At 60.0% G+C, this 17,168-nt stretch carries 15 protein-coding genes; 7 read left to right on the forward strand and 8 right to left on the reverse strand.

Features of this window, described 5'->3' with window-relative positions; translation table 11 throughout:
• Window positions 1-68 precede the first annotated feature (68 nt).
• Window positions 69-710 carry an alpha/beta family hydrolase gene (locus tag IB238_RS10505; protein WP_192245976.1) on the forward strand — a complete coding sequence of 214 codons (642 nt, stop codon included), beginning with the start codon at window positions 69-71 and terminating at the stop codon, window positions 708-710.
• A 15-nt stretch (window positions 711-725) separates the two neighbouring features.
• Here IB238_RS10505 and IB238_RS10510 read toward each other — a convergent pair whose 3' ends face one another.
• Window positions 726-1,343, reverse strand: coding sequence for a hypothetical protein (locus IB238_RS10510; protein WP_192245977.1), 618 nt, complete (start codon window positions 1,341-1,343; stop codon window positions 726-728).
• 515 nt (window positions 1,344-1,858) lie between these two features.
• On the opposite strand from IB238_RS10510, the gene IB238_RS10515 reads away from it, so the two are divergent.
• Window positions 1,859-3,265: a peroxidase family protein gene (locus tag IB238_RS10515; protein ID WP_192245978.1), complete on the forward strand. Its 1,407-nt coding sequence runs from the start codon at window positions 1,859-1,861 to the stop codon at window positions 3,263-3,265.
• A gap of 28 nt (window positions 3,266-3,293) precedes the next feature.
• Entirely contained in the window at window positions 3,294-3,719 is a 426-nt protein-coding gene (locus tag IB238_RS10520) for a hypothetical protein (protein WP_192245979.1), read from the forward strand.
• A gap of 23 nt (window positions 3,720-3,742) precedes the next feature.
• Here the strand turns inward: IB238_RS10520 and IB238_RS10525 are convergent, their stop codons facing one another.
• The 3 genes from IB238_RS10525 to IB238_RS10535 form a co-directional block, all read right to left on the reverse strand.
• Window positions 3,743-4,996 (reverse strand): YcaO-like family protein, encoded by a 1,254-nt coding sequence (locus IB238_RS10525; protein ID WP_192245981.1) that lies wholly within the window; start codon window positions 4,994-4,996, stop codon window positions 3,743-3,745.
• Between the two features lie 126 nt (window positions 4,997-5,122).
• Complete coding sequence (locus tag IB238_RS10530; protein ID WP_192245983.1) at window positions 5,123-5,905, reverse strand: transporter substrate-binding domain-containing protein; 783 nt, start codon at window positions 5,903-5,905, stop codon at window positions 5,123-5,125.
• Window positions 5,906-5,918: 13 nt separating this feature from the next.
• On the reverse strand, window positions 5,919-8,420 hold the full coding sequence (locus IB238_RS10535; RefSeq protein WP_192245986.1) for a BTAD domain-containing putative transcriptional regulator: 2,502 nt from the start codon (window positions 8,418-8,420) through the stop codon (window positions 5,919-5,921).
• 476 nt (window positions 8,421-8,896) lie between these two features.
• Here IB238_RS10535 and IB238_RS10540 point away from each other — a divergent pair, with 476 nt between their 5' ends.
• Complete coding sequence (locus IB238_RS10540; protein WP_281414458.1) at window positions 8,897-9,349, forward strand: DUF1643 domain-containing protein; 453 nt, start codon at window positions 8,897-8,899, stop codon at window positions 9,347-9,349.
• Window positions 9,350-9,422: 73 nt separating this feature from the next.
• Here IB238_RS10540 and katG read toward each other — a convergent pair whose 3' ends face one another.
• On the reverse strand, window positions 9,423-11,615 hold the full coding sequence (gene katG, locus IB238_RS10545; RefSeq protein WP_192245990.1) for a catalase/peroxidase HPI: 2,193 nt from the start codon (window positions 11,613-11,615) through the stop codon (window positions 9,423-9,425).
• Between the two features lie 271 nt (window positions 11,616-11,886).
• Between katG and IB238_RS10550 the strand changes: the two genes are divergently transcribed.
• Window positions 11,887-12,813, forward strand: coding sequence for a LysR substrate-binding domain-containing protein (locus IB238_RS10550; protein ID WP_192245992.1), 927 nt, complete (start codon window positions 11,887-11,889; stop codon window positions 12,811-12,813).
• A 91-nt stretch (window positions 12,814-12,904) separates the two neighbouring features.
• Here the strand turns inward: IB238_RS10550 and IB238_RS10555 are convergent, their stop codons facing one another.
• From IB238_RS10555 to IB238_RS10565, 3 genes are all read right to left on the reverse strand, one after another.
• The gene (locus IB238_RS10555; protein WP_246723527.1) at window positions 12,905-13,525 is read right to left on the reverse strand and encodes a MarC family protein; all 621 of its coding nucleotides are present in this window, start codon (window positions 13,523-13,525) and stop codon (window positions 12,905-12,907) included.
• Between the two features lie 140 nt (window positions 13,526-13,665).
• Complete coding sequence (locus IB238_RS10560; RefSeq protein ID WP_192245995.1) at window positions 13,666-14,043, reverse strand: STAS/SEC14 domain-containing protein; 378 nt, start codon at window positions 14,041-14,043, stop codon at window positions 13,666-13,668.
• A gap of 77 nt (window positions 14,044-14,120) precedes the next feature.
• On the reverse strand, window positions 14,121-14,339 hold the full coding sequence (locus tag IB238_RS10565; protein ID WP_192245996.1) for a hypothetical protein: 219 nt from the start codon (window positions 14,337-14,339) through the stop codon (window positions 14,121-14,123).
• A 363-nt stretch (window positions 14,340-14,702) separates the two neighbouring features.
• Between IB238_RS10565 and IB238_RS10570 the strand changes: the two genes are divergently transcribed.
• Window positions 14,703-16,409, forward strand: coding sequence for an ABC transporter ATP-binding protein/permease (locus IB238_RS10570; RefSeq protein ID WP_192245997.1), 1,707 nt, complete (start codon window positions 14,703-14,705; stop codon window positions 16,407-16,409).
• Window positions 16,410-16,492: 83 nt separating this feature from the next.
• Window positions 16,493-17,164: a CBS domain-containing protein gene (locus IB238_RS10575; protein WP_192245998.1), complete on the forward strand. Its 672-nt coding sequence runs from the start codon at window positions 16,493-16,495 to the stop codon at window positions 17,162-17,164.
• Window positions 17,165-17,168 lie beyond the last annotated feature (4 nt).

Raw genomic sequence — 17,168 nt, forward strand, 5'->3', positions numbered from 1 at the left:
GCGGTGATATGTGATGCGTTGCGGCCGATTTCAAGGGCGTCACCGATCAATACGACAAGGGAGAGAAAATGAGCGACAGGTTACTGCTCGATGGCCCCGCGGACGCCGGGATTACGATCCTGCTTGCACATGGCGCCGGCGCTCCGATGGACTCGGCATCGATGTGCGCGGCAGCAGGCGCCCTGGCGGAAGCCGACTTTCGTGTCGCCCGCTTCGAGTTCGCCTACATGGCCGCACGGCGGACGTCCGGCGATCGCAAGCCGCCTCCGCGCGCCGAAACGCTGAAGCCGGAATATCACGAGGCGATCCGGGCACTCGGCGCGACCGGTCCGCTCGTCATCGGCGGCAAATCGATGGGCGGACGGGTGGCGAGCATGATCGCCGACGAACTTCATTCGGCCGGCGCAATCACGGGCCTGTTGTGCCTCGGCTACCCCTTCCACCCTCCAGGAAAGCCGGAAGCCCTTCGCACAAAACACCTTGTCAATCTTTCAACCCCCGCCCTGATCTGCCAGGGAACCCGCGACGAGTTCGGGACAAAGGATGAGGTCGATACCTACGGTCTCTCAAAGAGCATCGAAATCGTCTGGCTGGAGGATGGCGACCACGACCTGAAGCCGCGCAAGACAATCTCCGGATTTTCGACGGCCGATCATCTCCACACCATGGCCACGGCCGTCAGGAACTGGGCAGATCGCCTGCGCGCCTGATTGCCCACACGCCCCTCAACAACCCGCAGAAGGATGCAGGACGGGGCTATAACCGGCCGCAAGAGCAGCAAGCATCGATGGCGGGGTCAGTACGCCGTCTACCGGGCCTATCTTGGCCGCGCGTTGATAGCCGAAGGGGCTCCACAGATACGGCAGACCATTCGCCAGGAGATAGGCTGCCTCCGCCGACGCGACCATAGCCCCGTCGGGAAGGTCCTCCAACGGCACCTTAAGCGCATGCAGCCGCTTGCGCCCACGATCCAGCCGCTCGGCATGCAGTTTCGCATCCATTGTCGCAGCTAGAGGGGGATCAACGCGGTTTCCGACGCTCCAGGCGCCTCGAAACGCTTCCGCCGCTTCCCGGCGGCACAGGAAACAGGGCCTGTGCCCGGCCGCGAGTGCGGTCGCCTCGTCGAGGAAGAACAGCTCGGTCCAGCTTCGCTGCGCCATCACGGCGCGTCGGATGCCCTTGTATTCGCACGCGCAGGTGATCCATGCCTTGGACGTCCATCGCCGTGACGTGAGCGTGCGCGTCGCCGGGTCATGAATGATGCCGCGGTTGCCTGTAAACAGGCCGCGCGCATCGACCGCGACAATATCGCCAAACGGGGTGACACGGTTTTGCAGCGGCAAGCGAATGTTCCTCGGAGGAAACGTAGATCAAACGGACAATATTCGTAACTGGCATAAACTGAATTGGATATACCAAAATTGATGTGCGATTCCTTCAAAGAATGTACGAAAAACGTACCGGAAAGATCGGTGAATCGTCGTACATCGACACCACTATTCCCAGGTGTTACGATAAATCTACTGTGAAACTTACTAAGTTCCGCAGAGAGACGGCAACAGATTGAACCGCCGACAATCTCTCCGAAGCTCCGCTCGGATATTCGCATTTTGGCATCGGCATTGTCGCCATTCGGCGATAGCCCGGAAAGCAAAGATACAGTCTACATGAATGTGTTGTCAGTCAGCTGAAGCAAGCGTGCCCGGCTCTGGAGCGCGCATTTGCTCCAGAGCCAGGGAGGCTCTTCGGCATGGTGGCGCGGCACCGTCGTGGATTGCATGCCGTTCCAGATACGGTCACCTCCCCCGAGGATAGGCCTTGCCGGCGGCGGGCGTTTGCCGGTCCGCCGGATCGCCTGGTGCCGTACAAGCGCTACTTCGGCAGCATGCCAGAGGCAACGCTGCCTTCCGCAGCCGTTTGCGCCGAACTCGGCGCTACCTTCCGCTTCAACATCAGCGCTACAGAAGCAGAGACCGACATTCCCGTCGGCTACACCTATCTTTGCCAATTCGTCTTTCACGACCTGACATCCATGGTCCCGCACACTGGCGCGGACGGGCAACCGCTGAACCAGCGTTCGGCCAGCCTGGACCTCGACAGCGTCTTCGGCACTACCATGGCCGACCCGACAAAACCGGCCAGCCCCATGGCAATTGGCGCGACCGCTCCCACCGGCAGGCCATGTGACCTGCCGCGCGATACGAGGGGCAGAGCCATGATCGCCGACCCGCGCAACGACGACAACTTGCCGCTGGCGCAGACGCATATGGCGATCATCCGTTTTTACAACGCGATCGTCACTCGCCTGCCAGACCTGTCGGAGGCCGACACACGGCGGCTGGCCGTCGCCCATTTCCAGTCTGTCGTCCTCCACGACGTCCTGCCGCGCCTGATCGATCCGACCGTCTACGAAGACATTATGCAAAACGGACGCGCGGTCATCCATGCCGGCTCGCGGGAGACCGGCGAATTCCTGATCCCGCTCGAATTCGCCGCCGCCTGCGCGCGCTTCGGTCACTCGATGATCAGGACCGTCTATCAACACTGGAACTCCGCCAATGCAGGCGCCATGCTCTATGGCTATTGGAAAAACACTTTCAACAGCAGCGATCCTCCGCTCGACGGTGCGCATGACGAGCCGCGGTCTTGCCTGGTCGACCGATGGGTCGCGCAGTGGGGCCGGCTGCTGTCTAGCCGGCCGTCTCCGACCGGACAACCTCCCCTGCTCGCCTCCCGCATCGACACAGTGTTTGCCTACCCGCTGGCGGACATTCCAAAAGTCGCCCTGCCGGAACTTGCCTCCAGCAGTCTGCTGCCGTCCACCAATATCGCGACGCTATCGCTGCTGCGTGGATTGTCGCTGCGACTGAACAGCGGCCAGGCTGTAGCACGGCAGATATTGGCCGCAGTTGTGGATCGCGGCGGTCCGGCCTTTCCGATCCTCACGCCTGCGCAAATCGTCCGGGACGAGCCGGACGCGGTGCGAAGCTTGCTGACCCAACCCCGGGTGGGCGCCCAGACGTTGGCCGCAAGCACGCCGCTGCTGCTCTACACGCTGAAGGAGGCTGCCGTCCTGAGTGACGGGATGCGGTTGGGGCCGATGGGCAGCCGCATCGTCATGGAAACCGTGCACGCGGCGATCGAGGCGGCACAATACTCGATCTTCGCGTCGCGCTGGAAGCCCAACCCCAAGCTGATGCCAGCAACCGCCGATCGCTACACCTTTGCAGATCTGATCTCCTTCGCAGGCCTCTCAAACCAGTGACATGCCCAACAAAGGAAAGGACCAGGCAATGTCAACGTTCAAGGTATATAAGAATGACAACGAAGTCGCAGGATCAATCATTGCCGCGACGGAATTCAATGCGATGTATACCGAAGCCATAAATGCTACGACGTTGTTCAAGAACTGGATCAGAAAACTAATTAACATAGGAGGCGGGGTGAAAGTCACATATGGCGACAGTGATCTTCAGGTATACTTGGACGGAAACAAGTTTTACGTGACGGATGAAAACGGCGTCAGGCATGATCTTATTTTGAAAGGCGACAACGACGACAAGAACACCAAGAAGGTCATGATGATCAAGCCGGGGCAGAAGCCGGAATTGGACGATCCGTACCTTTCCAACATCGTCACGAACATCAATACAGAGCCCAGCCAAGCAGATGCGATGGCCTACCTTCTCGGAACGATCCTGCTCAGGCGCTGCCGCTGATCGCCAGTTCGCGGCCCGAGGCTTCAGATCGCCATCGGCACGGCGTTCAGTTCGGCAACGGTCGGCGGCCGATTGCACCAGCCGAGCCGTGGCGGCAGGTCGAACAGCCGCCCGGCGGCAAACCGGGTATGCTGCGGCCGCAAACCCGGCACGATGACGCGCGCGACTGGTACGCCGACGCGCGGTCGGGTCAGGTCGACCATGAGCAGGCGCAGGCCCCGATCACGGCAGAGCGCTGTGCAGCGATCGAGCGAGGGGGAACTCACCGTAGCCTTGTCGCCCTTTCCTCTTTTGTTGCCCGCCGCCGGCAACAGATGCGGCATCGAACAAGAGTTCACCGCTTCCAGCCAGAACAGGAAGGGATCGTCGGATGCGGCAGGGATGGCCTTGCGCATATCGAGTGATTGCAACGTCTGCATCATTTCTGTCAGTGACGCCACCGCCGCACGGGACGGATCGAAATGCGCCGCCGTGCCGATCGCCACGGTCCCGCCTGCGCGATCCGTCGAGATTGCTGCCCGGACAGGAATGCCGAAATCGGTTGTCAGGTCGAGCAGGTGACAACTGCGCCCTCTATCCGCAAGCCATTCGCGAATCTTGTCCACCCCCTCCGCTTCTTCCAGATCGGCGGCGGGCCGGACGTGCCTGCCGTACCACCAGAGCGCCGTTGCATCGCGTTCCACTAGCTCAAGGAACCCAGCGATTGCGGCATCGTCCAATGTCGCCCCGGCAGCGCAGCCGTTGCTGTCGGCGATGGCGAAAGTGTCTGTGTCGTCTGCATCGGCATAGCCGACATAGGCCTGCGCGGCGGTGACCAGCACCGGCTCGCCTCCATCCGGATCGATCGCCCCAACCCAATCAACGACGACACCCTCGTCGAAGCGCCGTGGCAGCCAGTCGTAACTGCCATGTCTGGCGTTCCATTCGTTCCGCGCTTCGTACTGGGCATCGCTCGCAAGCAGCAGCGAAGCCGGATGGATGGCGCGGTCTTTCACAGCCGCATAGGACGCGCTGAGGGTCGCTTCATATCCCCATCGACACGACGAAATGAGCTCGGCCGCTTCACCGAGACAGCTAATCCGGGCCTGTTCGGCCGTCATGCCCCGACCAGAGGCGATCCGCCCGCCCTCTGGTGTGGCTGCATGGGGTATGTCGACACCTGGTCGCTCGGCTGCCACACGCGGCAGGGCGACATTCAAAACCACCGGGAAGTTAGCCGGGCTGACAGGCACCAGGTCGAACGCTGCGCCGACGAACCCATGACCAGAACCATGCATCGGACCGCCCCCGAGAACCAAACAGGTCTTTCCTACTTCCGAAGACTATGGGCAAGGCAAAGGCCCTCTGAGAGAGCAGGTGCCGCCGCATTTCAGAAGAAGACGATAGCGCGTTGTTGAGCAGCTTCAATTGCCATAGATGTCAAACGAGAAATACTTGGATGTGATCTCGTTGTACTTTCCGTTTGCGCGGATCGCCATTATCGCGGCATTGAGTGTCTCCCGCAATTCGGTATCGTCCTTGCGCAGCCCGAGACCGGCCCCAAGCCCGAGAATTTCCGGGTCATCGGGGACGTCCCCCTTGAATTCGCAGCAGGATTTTCCGGGATCCTCGGCGAGAAAGGCATCGAGCGCGATCGCTTCTGCCTGGATGGCGTCGATGCGCCCGGCGACCAGATCCTGCTGGGCTTCGTCCTGCGTCTGGTAGATTTTGACCTCGCCCACGGCGTCGGCGAAGTGCTTTCGCGCATATTCTTCATGGGTTGTCGAAGCTTGAACGCCCAGCACCAGCCCCTTGAGGCCGGCCGGCGTCGCCTCCAACTTTTTGCTCTTGAGGCCGACGATACGCACCGGCGAGCGGTAATAGGGATCGGAAAAGTCGATCAGTTTCTTGCGCTCGTCGGTAATCGACATCGAGGCTGCGATGACGTCGATCTTGCCAGTGTTGAGCGCCGGTATGATCCCGTCCCAGGCGATCGGCGTCAGGACACAGTCGAGCTTCGCCTGGACGCAAAGCGCGTTCACGAAATCGATCTCCCAACCGACCCATTTGCCCGATGCATCCAGGGAGGCGAAGGGCGGATAGGGCTCCGCGGCAACGCCGATCTTGATCGGCTCAGCGCGCAACGTCGACACACCAAGGGCAACGAGCGCAAACGAAACGGCAAGCATCCTGATCAGGCTTTTCATCTCTCGCTCCTATCTATCCCGTTTCCAGCCCAGCAATGCGAAGGCCATGCAAGAACCGCTGCCTGCACTTTTCTTCCTTGAAGGGCAGACCGTGGAGTGCCCATGAAACAATGCCGGGGTCGTCCGGTGCTGCATCGCCCCACTGCCGCCGCACCGAGGCCAGAAACTCCGCGGCAGCTTCGCCCGCCTCGCGCGGTCGCCCCATGTGCGCCAGCGCCGCCGCCCGCCAGGCGTGGAGGTCGAGCAGGCTGCCCACACCTCTTTCGGCTGCAGACACACTTCCCGCATAGTCCTCGGCGATAAAGTGTATGCCGGCAATATACCCCCATTGATAGGAAGCCACCACGGGCGAGAGTTCGAGTGCCAACCGTTCAAGGGAGGCCGCCTTTTCGCTATCCCCGAGAAAGGCAAGCCCATGGGCGCAGGAAAACAGCGTACGAGGATTGTTCGGGTTCAATTCAAAAGCCAGGTCGTAGTGGATCGCCGCCTGCTCGAAGCGATCAGCCATAATACAGGACCAGGCGAGTGTCAGATGGGCGCGTGTCTCGAGCGGATCGAGTTGCACTGCCGTCTGGGCAAGGCGCAGGGCTTCGGCAGCAAGCTGCGGATCGCGGCGAAATCCGGGCACTATGAGGTGACGAACATTAAAGATGCTGGCAAGACTGGAGTAGGCCGGTGCGAACTGCGGCATCGCATGGATGACCTCCCGAAACAGAACTTCCGCCTCGGCTTCGGCCTCTGGCGCCCATCGTAGCAGCAGATTCTCGCCGCGCAGCCAGGCATCGTAGGCGGAGAGCGATACGTCGCGTCGTCCATGCCCTCCGGAGACGCGCTCCGCCGAGAGATAAATATCGAGCGTGGCCGCAACACGCCGTGCAATCCCCGCTGAGGTCCTCCCCCAGTCCTCGAGCGAAAGCGGGAAGCGCTCGCTCCAAAGCACATGGTTGTTCTTGATGTCGGTCAGCGTGATGATGACAACTCCCTCGCCCACCGGCGAGCGCGCATCCAGTACGTAGTCGATGGTGGCATTGCCTGGCTCTGCCAGCGCATTGTCCTGGTCCTCGATGATCACCCATTCACGGAACTTGGTCAGGCAGCCGATGATATCGGCGCGAAAGCCACTGAGAAGATGGGCGGAGGCGATCATCTCGTCTGAGGCTGCAAAGGGGCGCACTTCAATGACCGGCAGACGCCCTGTCTGAGCCTTCGTTGTGCCCGCCGGAAGCGCCATCTCCTTCGCCTCCAACCGACCGGAGCGGATCGACGCTACGATCTCTCGTGCCTCCGAGGACGGACCGATACCGAACTCCGATGCGAGCACGTCCGCAAGCGCGCGATAGATCCGCAATGCTGCCGCCCCCTGCCCTTCGGCGGCATAGGCGTGCATCAGGATGCAGGCCGCGCGCTCATGCGTCGGGTCGATGGAAAGCAGCGCAGTCGCGGCATGCTTCATCGACACGACGTCGCCGCTGAAGCGCTCGATGCACTGCTCCAGTTGTTCGATCAGACGCTCGCGCCAGCGGTGCCGTGCCACGCGCAGCCAGGAGGCGAACACATCGTCTGCATGGTCGAGCCCGGCAAGTATTGCATCCGGCGAGACGCGGCCGTCCAACAGGTCGCGGGCGATCGAACCGTGCGTCAGTCCTTCGCTGATCGAGAGCAAGTCCACCTCAAGACCGGCCGGCGCCACGCTGACCTTGTCGCTGCCGGCCGTGAGCGCATCGGATCCGGCTCGCCTGAAGACGTCACCGATCTGCTTGAGGGCAGTGCTGAGGGCATGTCGTGCGGCCACGCGGTTCTTGTCGCTCCAGAGGAGCCCTGCCAGGCGCTCCCGCATCTCGCTGGATCGGTGGCTGAGAACGAGGTAGCCGAGCAGCGCCCGCGACTTTAGCGAACTAGGCGTCAGTTCATCACCGAGCGAACTTCTGACCGAGAGCTGGTCGAGCACCGATATCATCAGCCTGCGGAAGAGCCGATCGTCCCGACCCTGCGGGTTTTCACCCGCGCCAAGAACCTGATAGGCCACGACCGGCCGGGGGATGTTCTTGAGTGACTGCGAACCAAGGCTGCGGTACGTCGCCGCGACGTGGTGATGAACCTGATCGAACACGGCCTGTGAAATACAGATGCCGCCCGGCTCAGCAAGAGACTGTAGGCGTGCGGCAACGTTGACGATATGGCCGAACAGCTCGCCGTCGCGGAACTGGACTTCGCCAAGATCGATTCCCATTCGAAAGTCTATTCTTCGGTCAGGGGAAAGCGCCTCATCCATCTCGCGAAATCGGCTTTGGACCTCCAGGCCAAAGCGAAGCGCCTCGACAGCAGACTCGAAGTCTGCAAGCGCGCCGTCACCCATCGTCTTGAGAATTTCACCCCTGTACTGGGGTGCAACGGTTCGAAATACATCAAAACAGCGCTGGATGAATTCAACCGTGAACGGCTCATCCATCGCCATATGCTGGCTATACTGCACAGCATCTGCAAACAGGATAGCCTTTAGCAAGCTGTGCCGCATAGTTTCCCGCTGCGTTGTTCGCTGCAACTAATCGACAACTGTACCGTCACAGTACAAGTTACTTTGGGCACCACGAGAAAAACACCGCCCCATGGTTGTACAATGCGAGCAAAGGCACTCTCCTGTCAAAGAATAGCAGTCGACCCAGCATGGCACTGCACACTCCACATTCGTCCGATTGACGACCTGATGTAGAATGCCGGCCTCACCGAGGAACTGCGTGAAATATCGATGAAACGCATAATGCTTCTGTTTGCATTGACTGCGCTCGCCGCTTGCGCGACGAGTGCACCGGAAAGCGACGAAACGGCCACCATCCAAACGGGAGATCGGTCGGGCCGGTCCGTCGAATGGCTGAAAGAGCACTGCCCCGACTGCCTCGGCCGAGGACCGAAGGTCCACCGATGAATGCGGGCACCCCAATCCCGCCCTGCGACAGGACTGCTTTATTTTCGCATTGCGGCCGCTATCGTTACATGCTCGGCCGGCGTTGGTCTGAGAATGGTGGCAATATCGTTTGGATCATGCTCAATCCGTCCAAGGCAGACAGTGTGATGGACGATCCGACCGTTCGGCGTTGCATGGCCTTCTCCCGGGCCTGGGGTTACGGGGGGCTGAACGTCGTCAATCTCTACGCTATGTGCGCGACAACACCGGATGAATTGAGGCTCGTCGAGGATCCTGTCGGGCCGGACAATGACAGCCACATCGCCGAGGTTTGCACAGCGCTCGCCCCGATGGACCGGCACACTGTCGTTGCAGCCTGGGGTGCCCATCCGCTGGCACAGGCGCGCGCACGGCACGTCTTATCAATCGTTGGCCATGACGTTGACTGCCTCGGCATGACCAGGACCGGCCAGCCGCGGCACCCACTCTACGTGCCTGCCATGCAGTCGCGCACCAGTTGTCGTCTGAGGGATATTCGCTAGATCAAGCAGTCCCTTGGCCGAACGATCGAACGCAGCGGCGCATCCGCTGCGTTCGGAATTTTCCATTTGAGAGTCAGGCGAGATCGAAGCGATCGGCGTTCATCACCTTGGTCCAGGCCGCCACAAAGTCCTTCACGAACTTCTCCTTGGCATCGGTGCTGCCGTAGACTTCGGCGAGCGCGCGAAGCTGCGAATGCGAGCCGAAGATCAGGTCGGCGCGGGTAGCGGTCCACTTCACGTCGTTTGTCTTGCGGTCGCGTCCCTCGAACACGTCCTTGGCATCCGAGATAGCCTTCCACTCCGTGCCCATATCGAGCAGGTTGACGAAGAAGTCGTTGGTCAGCGTACCGGGGCGCGTCGTGAAGATACCGTGCGCACTGTCGCCGGCATTTGCGCCGAGCACGCGCAGACCGCCGACAAGGACCGTCATCTCGGGCGCCGTCAGCGTCAGCAGCTGTGCCCGGTCGACCAGAGCCTCTTCGGGCGACAAGCGCAGCCGGCCACGACTGTAGTTGCGGAAACCGTCGGCGGCCGGTTCGAGAGGCGCAAAGGAATCCACGTCCGTCTGCTCCTGCGAGGCATCCATACGACCCGGCGCGAAGGGTACCTTTACGGCATAGCCGGCGTCCTTTGCAGCCTTTTCGATAGCAGCAACACCACCAAGAACAATCAGATCGGCAAGCGAGACCTCCTTGCCGCCCGGCTGCGCAGCGTTGAACTCCTTCTGGATCGCCTCAAGCTTCTCCAGGACGGCTGCCAGCTGTGCGGGCTGGTTGACCTCCCAGTCCTTCTGCGGTGCAAGACGCACACGCGCACCGTTTGCCCCGCCGCGCTTGTCGGAGCCGCGGAATGTCGAGGCAGACGCCCAGGCCGTCGCGACCAGCTGCGATACCGACGGCACGGCAGCGAGAATCTTGGCCTTGAGCGCCGCGATGTCCTGCTCACCGATCAGTTCGTGATCAACTGCCGGGATCGGGTCCTGCCACGCCAGTTGCTCCTTCGGGACCAGCGGGCCGAGATAGCGCGCGATCGGTCCCATGTCGCGGTGGGTGAGCTTGTACCAGGCACGGGCGAAAGCGTCGGCGAACTGATCAGGGTTCTCGAAGAAGCGCCGCGAGATTTTCCCGTACTCGGGGTCGAAGCGCAGAGCGAGGTCGGTGGTCAGCATCGACGGGGCATGACGCTTCGATGCGTCGTGTGCGTCGGGCACGGTGGCCGCACCCATCCCATGCTTCGGCGTCCATTGGTGCGCGCCAGCCGGGCTCTTGGTCAGCTCCCATTCGTAGCCGAACAGGTTCCAGAGGAAGTTGTTGCTCCACTTGGTCGGCGTCGTGGTCCAGGTGACTTCCAGGCCGCTGCCGATCGTGTCGCCGCCCTTGCCGCTACCATACCCGCTCTTCCAGCCAAGGCCTTGCAGCTCGATGTCGGCAGCTTCCGGCTCCGCTCCCACCAGCGCGGCATCGCCGGCGCCATGGGTCTTGCCGAATGTGTGTCCGCCGGCGATCAGCGCGACGGTTTCCTCATCGTTCATTGCCATGCGCGCGAAGGTCTCGCGGATGTCGCGCGCTGCAGCCAGCGGGTCAGGATTGCCGTTCGGGCCTTCCGGATTGACGTAGATCAGGCCCATCTGCACGGCTGCGAGCGGGTTTTCGAGGTCGCGGTCGCCGCTATAGCGTTCGTCCGCTAGCCACTTGCCCTCGGAACCCCAGTAGATATCCGTTTCCGGCTCCCAGACATCCTCGCGTCCGCCGGCGAAACCGAACGTCTTGAAGCCCATCGATTCCAGCGCAACGTTGCCGGTCAGGATCATCAGGTCGGCCCAGGAGATCTTGCGGCCGTATTTCTGCTTGATCGGCCAGAGCAACCGGCGTGCCTTGTCGAGGTTGACGTTGTCCGGCCAGCTGTTGAGCGGCGCGAAGCGCTGCTGCCCGGCTCCGGCGCCACCCCGGCCATCGCCGACGCGGTAGGTGCCGGCGCTGTGCCATGCCATACGGATGAACAGCGGTCCGTAGTGACCGAAGTCGGCCGGCCACCAATCCTGGGAGTCCGTCATCAGGGCGTGAAGATCCCTGATCACGGCATCAAGGTCGAGGCTCGCGAACTCCTTGGCGTAGTCGAACGCCTCGTCCATCGGATTGGAAAGGCGGGAGTACTGGTGAAGAACCTGAAGGTCGAGCTGGTTGGGCCACCAGTCCCGGTTGGCCCTCGCCGCTGTGGAATGCGCGACCGGGCACTTGCCCTCTATCTTGTCAGTCTTTGTGTCCATTTCAATCTCCGGTCGTGGCTAAATTGGTTGAACGTCTGGACGAGAAATATCCCTAAAGCCGGTCTATTTCATGGCCGTACGGAACGTGAAGCGCCCAGCTGCGGCGGGTTTCCTGGCTGGTCTCAAAAGCGATCGACACCATGGACCCTCCGCGCGGTCATCGGCTTCGATGTCAAGTGATTGCATATTGGTTCCTCCCGCCCAAAGTCTGTACCAAATCGTTCCGATAATTTGAATTTGGATTTCCTGATCATCGTGATAGGATATTATTATGATGAACTTGACCCTGAAGCAGCTTCGCTACTTCGAGGCGCTGGCGCGACACAGCCACTTCGGCCGCGCCGCGGATGCCTGCGCGATTTCCCAGCCGGCCATGTCGGTGCAGATCAAGGAACTGGAGGAAGCGCTGGGCACCGAGCTCTTCGAAAGAAGCGCCCGGCAGGTCCGGCTGACCAGTTTCGGCGAGGAATTCGTCGAACGAGTCCGCGACATATTGCGCTCCGTCGACGAACTGGAGGACCTGGCGCGCGCGTCGAAGGAGCGGTTGGTCGGGCGGCTGCGCATAGGCGTGATCCCCACCGTGGCGCCATATCTCTTGCCGACACTCATCGGCAACCTGACGCGCCTGTATGGTGGCCTCGACATCCATATACGTGAAACGCAGACACAAAAGCTCATCCACGAACTGTCGGAGGGCCGGCTGGACACGGCCATCGTCGCTCTGCCGGTGTCCGAACCTTCACTCACGGAAGTTGCACTGTTCGAGGAGAAATTCGTGTTGGTCCGACCGGGAAAAGATGAAGGCAAGCCCGTGCCCAATCGCGAAACGCTCCTGGAAATGCGGGTGCTTCTGCTCGAGGAAGGGCACTGTTTTCGCGAACAGGCGCTGTCGTTCTGCAGCATGCATTCGGCACATCCGCGGGAGTTGCTGGACGGCAGTTCCCTGTCGACGCTGGTTCAGATGGTCGGCGCCGGCATCGGTGTCACCCTCATCCCGGAAATGGCCGTCGCAGTTGAGACACGCTCGGCACCGGTTTCCGTTGCCCGTTTTAAAAGCCCCCAGCCCTCGCGAACGATCGGCATGATCTGGCGCAAGGCCAGCCCGCTGTCCGAACAATACCTGCAGATCTCCGAAGTGGTCCGCCAGTCGGCTGCCGCGCTGCGTGAACTGGCCGATCCGACAGCACATAACTCATGACATAACGCCGGTCGCTTGGCCTCTTTGAGGAGCGTCCCGTTCATGGCGGCGGCCTCGTTCACCATCGCGATCGCGGCGGCGGTGAGAGCAGTTACCAGGTAATCATGCTAAAACTATGCAGAATAACCTGCAGGCCCAGGGCAGCTTGGGTAACACCAAGCACCACAGCCAGGACCTGAAGTGAAGTGCCGATCCATCTGAGTATGATCTCCGCGAAAATCATCGCCAGCCAGTCCAGCGCCAGGATCAGCAATACAATACCCGCCACGGTGAGCCCTTCTGTTTGGCGGTCGCCCGCCAATGTGGCAAAGACGATCACAGCGGCAATACCATAAGGTGTTACAATTGTTGGAAACGCCAGTGGTGTGAGAGCGAGCCCCGGATCTGCTTGTCCTCGCTCCGTCCGTCGTACCGGAAGATCAGCATTCGGCTGCAGGATGGTTCGCAAGGCCACGATGAACAATATGATCCCCCCTGTCATCGCGAGCACCGGCAACGAGATTTCTAGATTCTCAAGAATAGTGCGCCCCAGCAATCCTGCGATCGCCAGCGATGCCGCAGAAAACAAGATCGCCCTGGTGGCTATTCGTCGCCGCAACATGGGGTCGTAGCCGCCCGTAAGGACCTTAAATGGCACCAGTATTTTGATCGGGCCAAGCATCAGGAAAAGCATCAGGAATATTTTGCGTGCTCCGAACTCCACCTCGGGCATGTCCGTTCCGAGCGGCGATTGCGCGAAAGACTGTGAGGGAAAACCTGCGGTCCAAACCATAGCCAGAACGGAAACCAATTGCCGCTGACCAGCCCAACGCAAACACGAATATGCTTCCGCAGCTTTGTCCCGCAGACATGTCATAGTCGGCCAGTCTCCAACCAAGCAAGCGCCAGTGCCTGTTGCTGGAAGTCGAAAGGTCGAATCTCGGGGTGTACGAAATAGCGAGCGAGGCCGGGAACGATCCTAAGAAGCTTGCTGCTGGTAACAACCGCGATCCGTTCGATCTGTCGATGGTGATTGGAGACAAATTTCAGATGAGCAGCCACCGCTCCGAAACTCTTCCATCCGGGGAAACGCTCAATAATGAGCATCAGGCCGGCAAGTTTTCCATGCGAGCGCACGGCAAGCTCAACCTCACTCGCGATCGTCTCGAAGTTGGCCTGCTCGAGGGGACCTTGTGGTGTAATGATCAGGATGTTTTTGTCGGGCACGGGCTTTATGACAATCACGGGCATTCCCTCTTGTCCTTGATGCCAGCCAGCCGCCGGTGGCCCTACATTGCCGCTAAACGGGCGTCTGCCTCATCGTTAAATCAATGCCTGTGGAACCGATGCTCCATGATCGCCGCAATTTCAGCCGAGTCGTGAACTCCGCCCTGATAGAGACGGATAAGCTGTTTCGCCACTTCGTCGGCGAGCGCCGAGCGGTCGTCTACTTGCTCATGCAAACAGATGTCGTCGAAGACCCGTTGCAATTGCGCGAGTTCTTCCGGTGATAGGAATTCTGTGCAGTTAAGGTATGCTGATGGCATCACAACTCACCTCCTCCATTCCGAGACGCGGTACGGACTACGCGGGCAACAAAACCAGCATGGATATTTTGCGCTATGCGCCGACATTGCTCTTGACGAATGTCAGGCGTCGAAAAAATTCAATAAAAACTGCTGAGAATCGGCAGGCCAGCGATTCTGTCGTCGTCGAACTCCAGCCTCAAGCGGATTAGTAGCTTACGGGCTGGTCGTCGTCCGACGGCAAGTGTCCCAACTAATATTCTACTCCGCCGCCTCGATGCTTACAACGCGTCCTGCAACCGCGGTCAGATGCTCCATAGTGGGCCTCCCTTTGCGGTGCCCAAGGGCTATACTCTCTGCGAGATTCAAGTGGCGGGGGCGAGTATGAGCCAGCAGCATATTCCGCTAAAGCTGACCGCAACCAGATTTGTCCGAGCGGTCAAAATCTTCACGACATCGGAAGTGGGTGGAAGGGCCAAGCTTCTTCTTTTCGCTCTCGTCGCTCTTTTCGGCGGCATCAGCGTATTGAACGTCGTCAACAGCTTCGTCGGCCGCCATTTTATGACCGCCATTGCCGAAAAGCAGACGGCCGAGTTCATTCGCCAGGCCATGCTGTACACTGGCGCCTTTGCAGCATCGACCATCGTCTCGGTGATTGCGACGTTTGCAGAAGAGCGGCTCGCCTTGCTTTGGCGGGAGTTCCTCACGCGTCGCGCGGTCGGCCTTTATATGACCGGAGGAACCTTCTATCGCGTCGTTCAGGGAGGCAAGCTCTCGCATCCGGATCAACGGATCTCCGAGGACATCAGCGCATTCACGATCACCACGCTCTCCTTCGTGCTCATGCTGCTCAACAGCGTTTTGACAATCCTGACCTTCTCGGGTGTCCTATGGCTCATCAGCCCGCTGCTGTTCGCAGCAGCCGTCGTCTACGCAGCCTTTGGATCGTATATGACGATCATGCTCGGGAAACCCCTGATCAGCCTGAATTATGATCAACTCGACAGCGAGGCTGCCTTCCGGTCCGGTTTGATCCGTGTGCGCGAGAACGCAGAATCGATCATGATCGAAGGAGGCGAGGAACGACACGCCAACCTCTTGCTGAGGCGTTTCGATGAACTCGCCGCGAACTTCAAACGCATAATCGTCGTCAACCGGAACGTTGGTTTTTTCACGACAGGCTACAACTGGATGATCCAAATCATCCCGGTTGTCATCATTGCCCCAGCTTTCATGCGCGGCGATATGGAATTCGGCGTGATCACCCAGTCTGCCGCAGCGTTTGCCATGCTTGTCGGCGCGTTCTCCTTCATTGTCAGGCAATTCAAGTCGATATCCAATTTTGCGGCCGTGGTGGCGCGGATCAGCTCGCTGCTGGAAGCGGTCGAAGACGCTCGCGAACCAGCGAAGACAAACCTGGAAATCGTCGAGACCGATCGAAACCTTGCATATGATCGTCTGACACTGAAATCGCCGATCGGGGAAACGTTGCTGAAGGAACTCTCAGCGACCATTCCGGCTGATGTCCGTATTGTTGTTCAGGGCGATGATGATGCCGTGGCCGCTGCGTTGTTCCGCGCCACGGCGGGCATTGGCACCTCTGGAGAGGGACGCATCGAACGCCCTCCGCGCGATCAGTTGCGCATAATCGCTCAACGGACCTGCCTTGCACCCGGAAGCCTCAGGCAAATTCTGGTGCCGTCGGGGCAAATTCAGACGGCCTCGAATGAAGAGATCATTTCGCTTCTCAAGCAACTCGGATTTGCGCAAGCTTCGAACGCAGACGATCTGGACAAAGAGCAAGATTGGTCATCGCTGCTGTCGCCACGGGAACAGCATATAGTGGCAGTAGCTGGGGTGCTCATCGCGACTCCGAGCTATGTTCTTTTGGAAAACGCGGATACGATCTTTGGTCATGGCCTGCTACGCGAAATCCTGAGACTGCTTGCAGAGCGGAGGATCACTTGCGTCAATTTCGCCGAGGCGAATGCCTCCCGCAAGGCGTATGACGCCGTAATCGAGTGTCATGCTGACGGTTCCTGGACGTGGATAGACCAAAGAGTACGTCCTGATGACCAATCGGCCCTCTGAACAACTGTTGTCGATCCCATACCACGGGTTTAATCTGTGCCTTGCTGATGACGGTGTCGAGGCCATTGGCGGAGTTAGACTCCATGCGCGTCAAAGATGTCATGACGACCAAGGTCGTGCGCCTGTCGCCTGACAATAGCGTCAGGCAGGCGGCAAAGCTCATGATTGACAACCATATCAGCGGCCTGCCGGTCGTGGATGATCAAGGACACCTGGTGGGGATCCTCAGCGAGGGCGACCTTATTCGACGGACGGAACTCTGCAGCACAATGGTAGCGTCGCCGACCGAGTTGGAGCTTGCACCTGAGGAACGGGCAAACGCCTTTGTTAAGCGCTGTTCATGGAAAGTCGAAGACGCCATGACGACAGACCCTGTCACCATAGATGAGGATGCCTCGGTCGTACGTGTTTCCAGGCTTATGCAGGAACGCGGCATTAAGCGTATTCCAGTGGTGCGGAACGAGGCACTGGTAGGCATCGTCAGTCGCGCCGATCTCCTGCAAGCAATTCTGGCAGCCAAGCAGGACGACACGCTGGTGGACGATGATGCGATACGGCGAAGCATCGTCGTGCGCCTTGGAGAGAATACCGGTCTTGAGGGCCTGGACGTTACGGTCGCTGTCACCGACGGCATAGTGCACCTGTGGGGTAACGTAGAGACCACAGACTGCCGGCGCGCAGCACGCATCCTGGCCGAAAACGTCCGTGGTGTCAGGGGTGTGGTCGAGCATTTTCCAGTTCCGTCGCGTCAATAACCAC

The sequence above is a fragment of the Rhizobium sp. ARZ01 genome, from assembly GCF_014851675.1.
Classification (GTDB): domain Bacteria; phylum Pseudomonadota; class Alphaproteobacteria; order Rhizobiales; family Rhizobiaceae; genus Mycoplana.

What these genes read in the sequence shown, in the direction of transcription:
- IB238_RS10535 (WP_192245986.1), bottom strand. Translation starts at nt 8,420, where the DNA reads ATGCGGCACAGCTTGCTAAAGGCTATCCTGTTTGCAGATGCTGTGCAG.
- IB238_RS10570 (WP_192245997.1), top strand. Translation starts at nt 14,703, where the DNA reads ATGAGCCAGCAGCATATTCCGCTAAAGCTGACCGCAACCAGATTTGTC.
- IB238_RS10555 (WP_246723527.1), bottom strand. Translation starts at nt 13,525, where the DNA reads ATGCCCGAGGTGGAGTTCGGAGCACGCAAAATATTCCTGATGCTTTTC.
- IB238_RS10525 (WP_192245981.1), bottom strand. Translation starts at nt 4,996, where the DNA reads ATGCATGGTTCTGGTCATGGGTTCGTCGGCGCAGCGTTCGACCTGGTG.
- katG (WP_192245990.1), bottom strand. Translation starts at nt 11,615, where the DNA reads ATGGACACAAAGACTGACAAGATAGAGGGCAAGTGCCCGGTCGCGCAT.
- IB238_RS10565 (WP_192245996.1), bottom strand. Translation starts at nt 14,339, where the DNA reads ATGCCATCAGCATACCTTAACTGCACAGAATTCCTATCACCGGAAGAA.
- IB238_RS10530 (WP_192245983.1), bottom strand. Translation starts at nt 5,905, where the DNA reads ATGAAAAGCCTGATCAGGATGCTTGCCGTTTCGTTTGCGCTCGTTGCC.
- IB238_RS10505 (WP_192245976.1), top strand. Translation starts at nt 69, where the DNA reads ATGAGCGACAGGTTACTGCTCGATGGCCCCGCGGACGCCGGGATTACG.
- IB238_RS10520 (WP_192245979.1), top strand. Translation starts at nt 3,294, where the DNA reads ATGTCAACGTTCAAGGTATATAAGAATGACAACGAAGTCGCAGGATCA.
- IB238_RS10550 (WP_192245992.1), top strand. Translation starts at nt 11,887, where the DNA reads ATGATGAACTTGACCCTGAAGCAGCTTCGCTACTTCGAGGCGCTGGCG.
- IB238_RS10560 (WP_192245995.1), bottom strand. Translation starts at nt 14,043, where the DNA reads ATGCCCGTGATTGTCATAAAGCCCGTGCCCGACAAAAACATCCTGATC.
- IB238_RS10575 (WP_192245998.1), top strand. Translation starts at nt 16,493, where the DNA reads ATGCGCGTCAAAGATGTCATGACGACCAAGGTCGTGCGCCTGTCGCCT.
- IB238_RS10540 (WP_281414458.1), top strand. Translation starts at nt 8,897, where the DNA reads ATGCTCGGCCGGCGTTGGTCTGAGAATGGTGGCAATATCGTTTGGATC.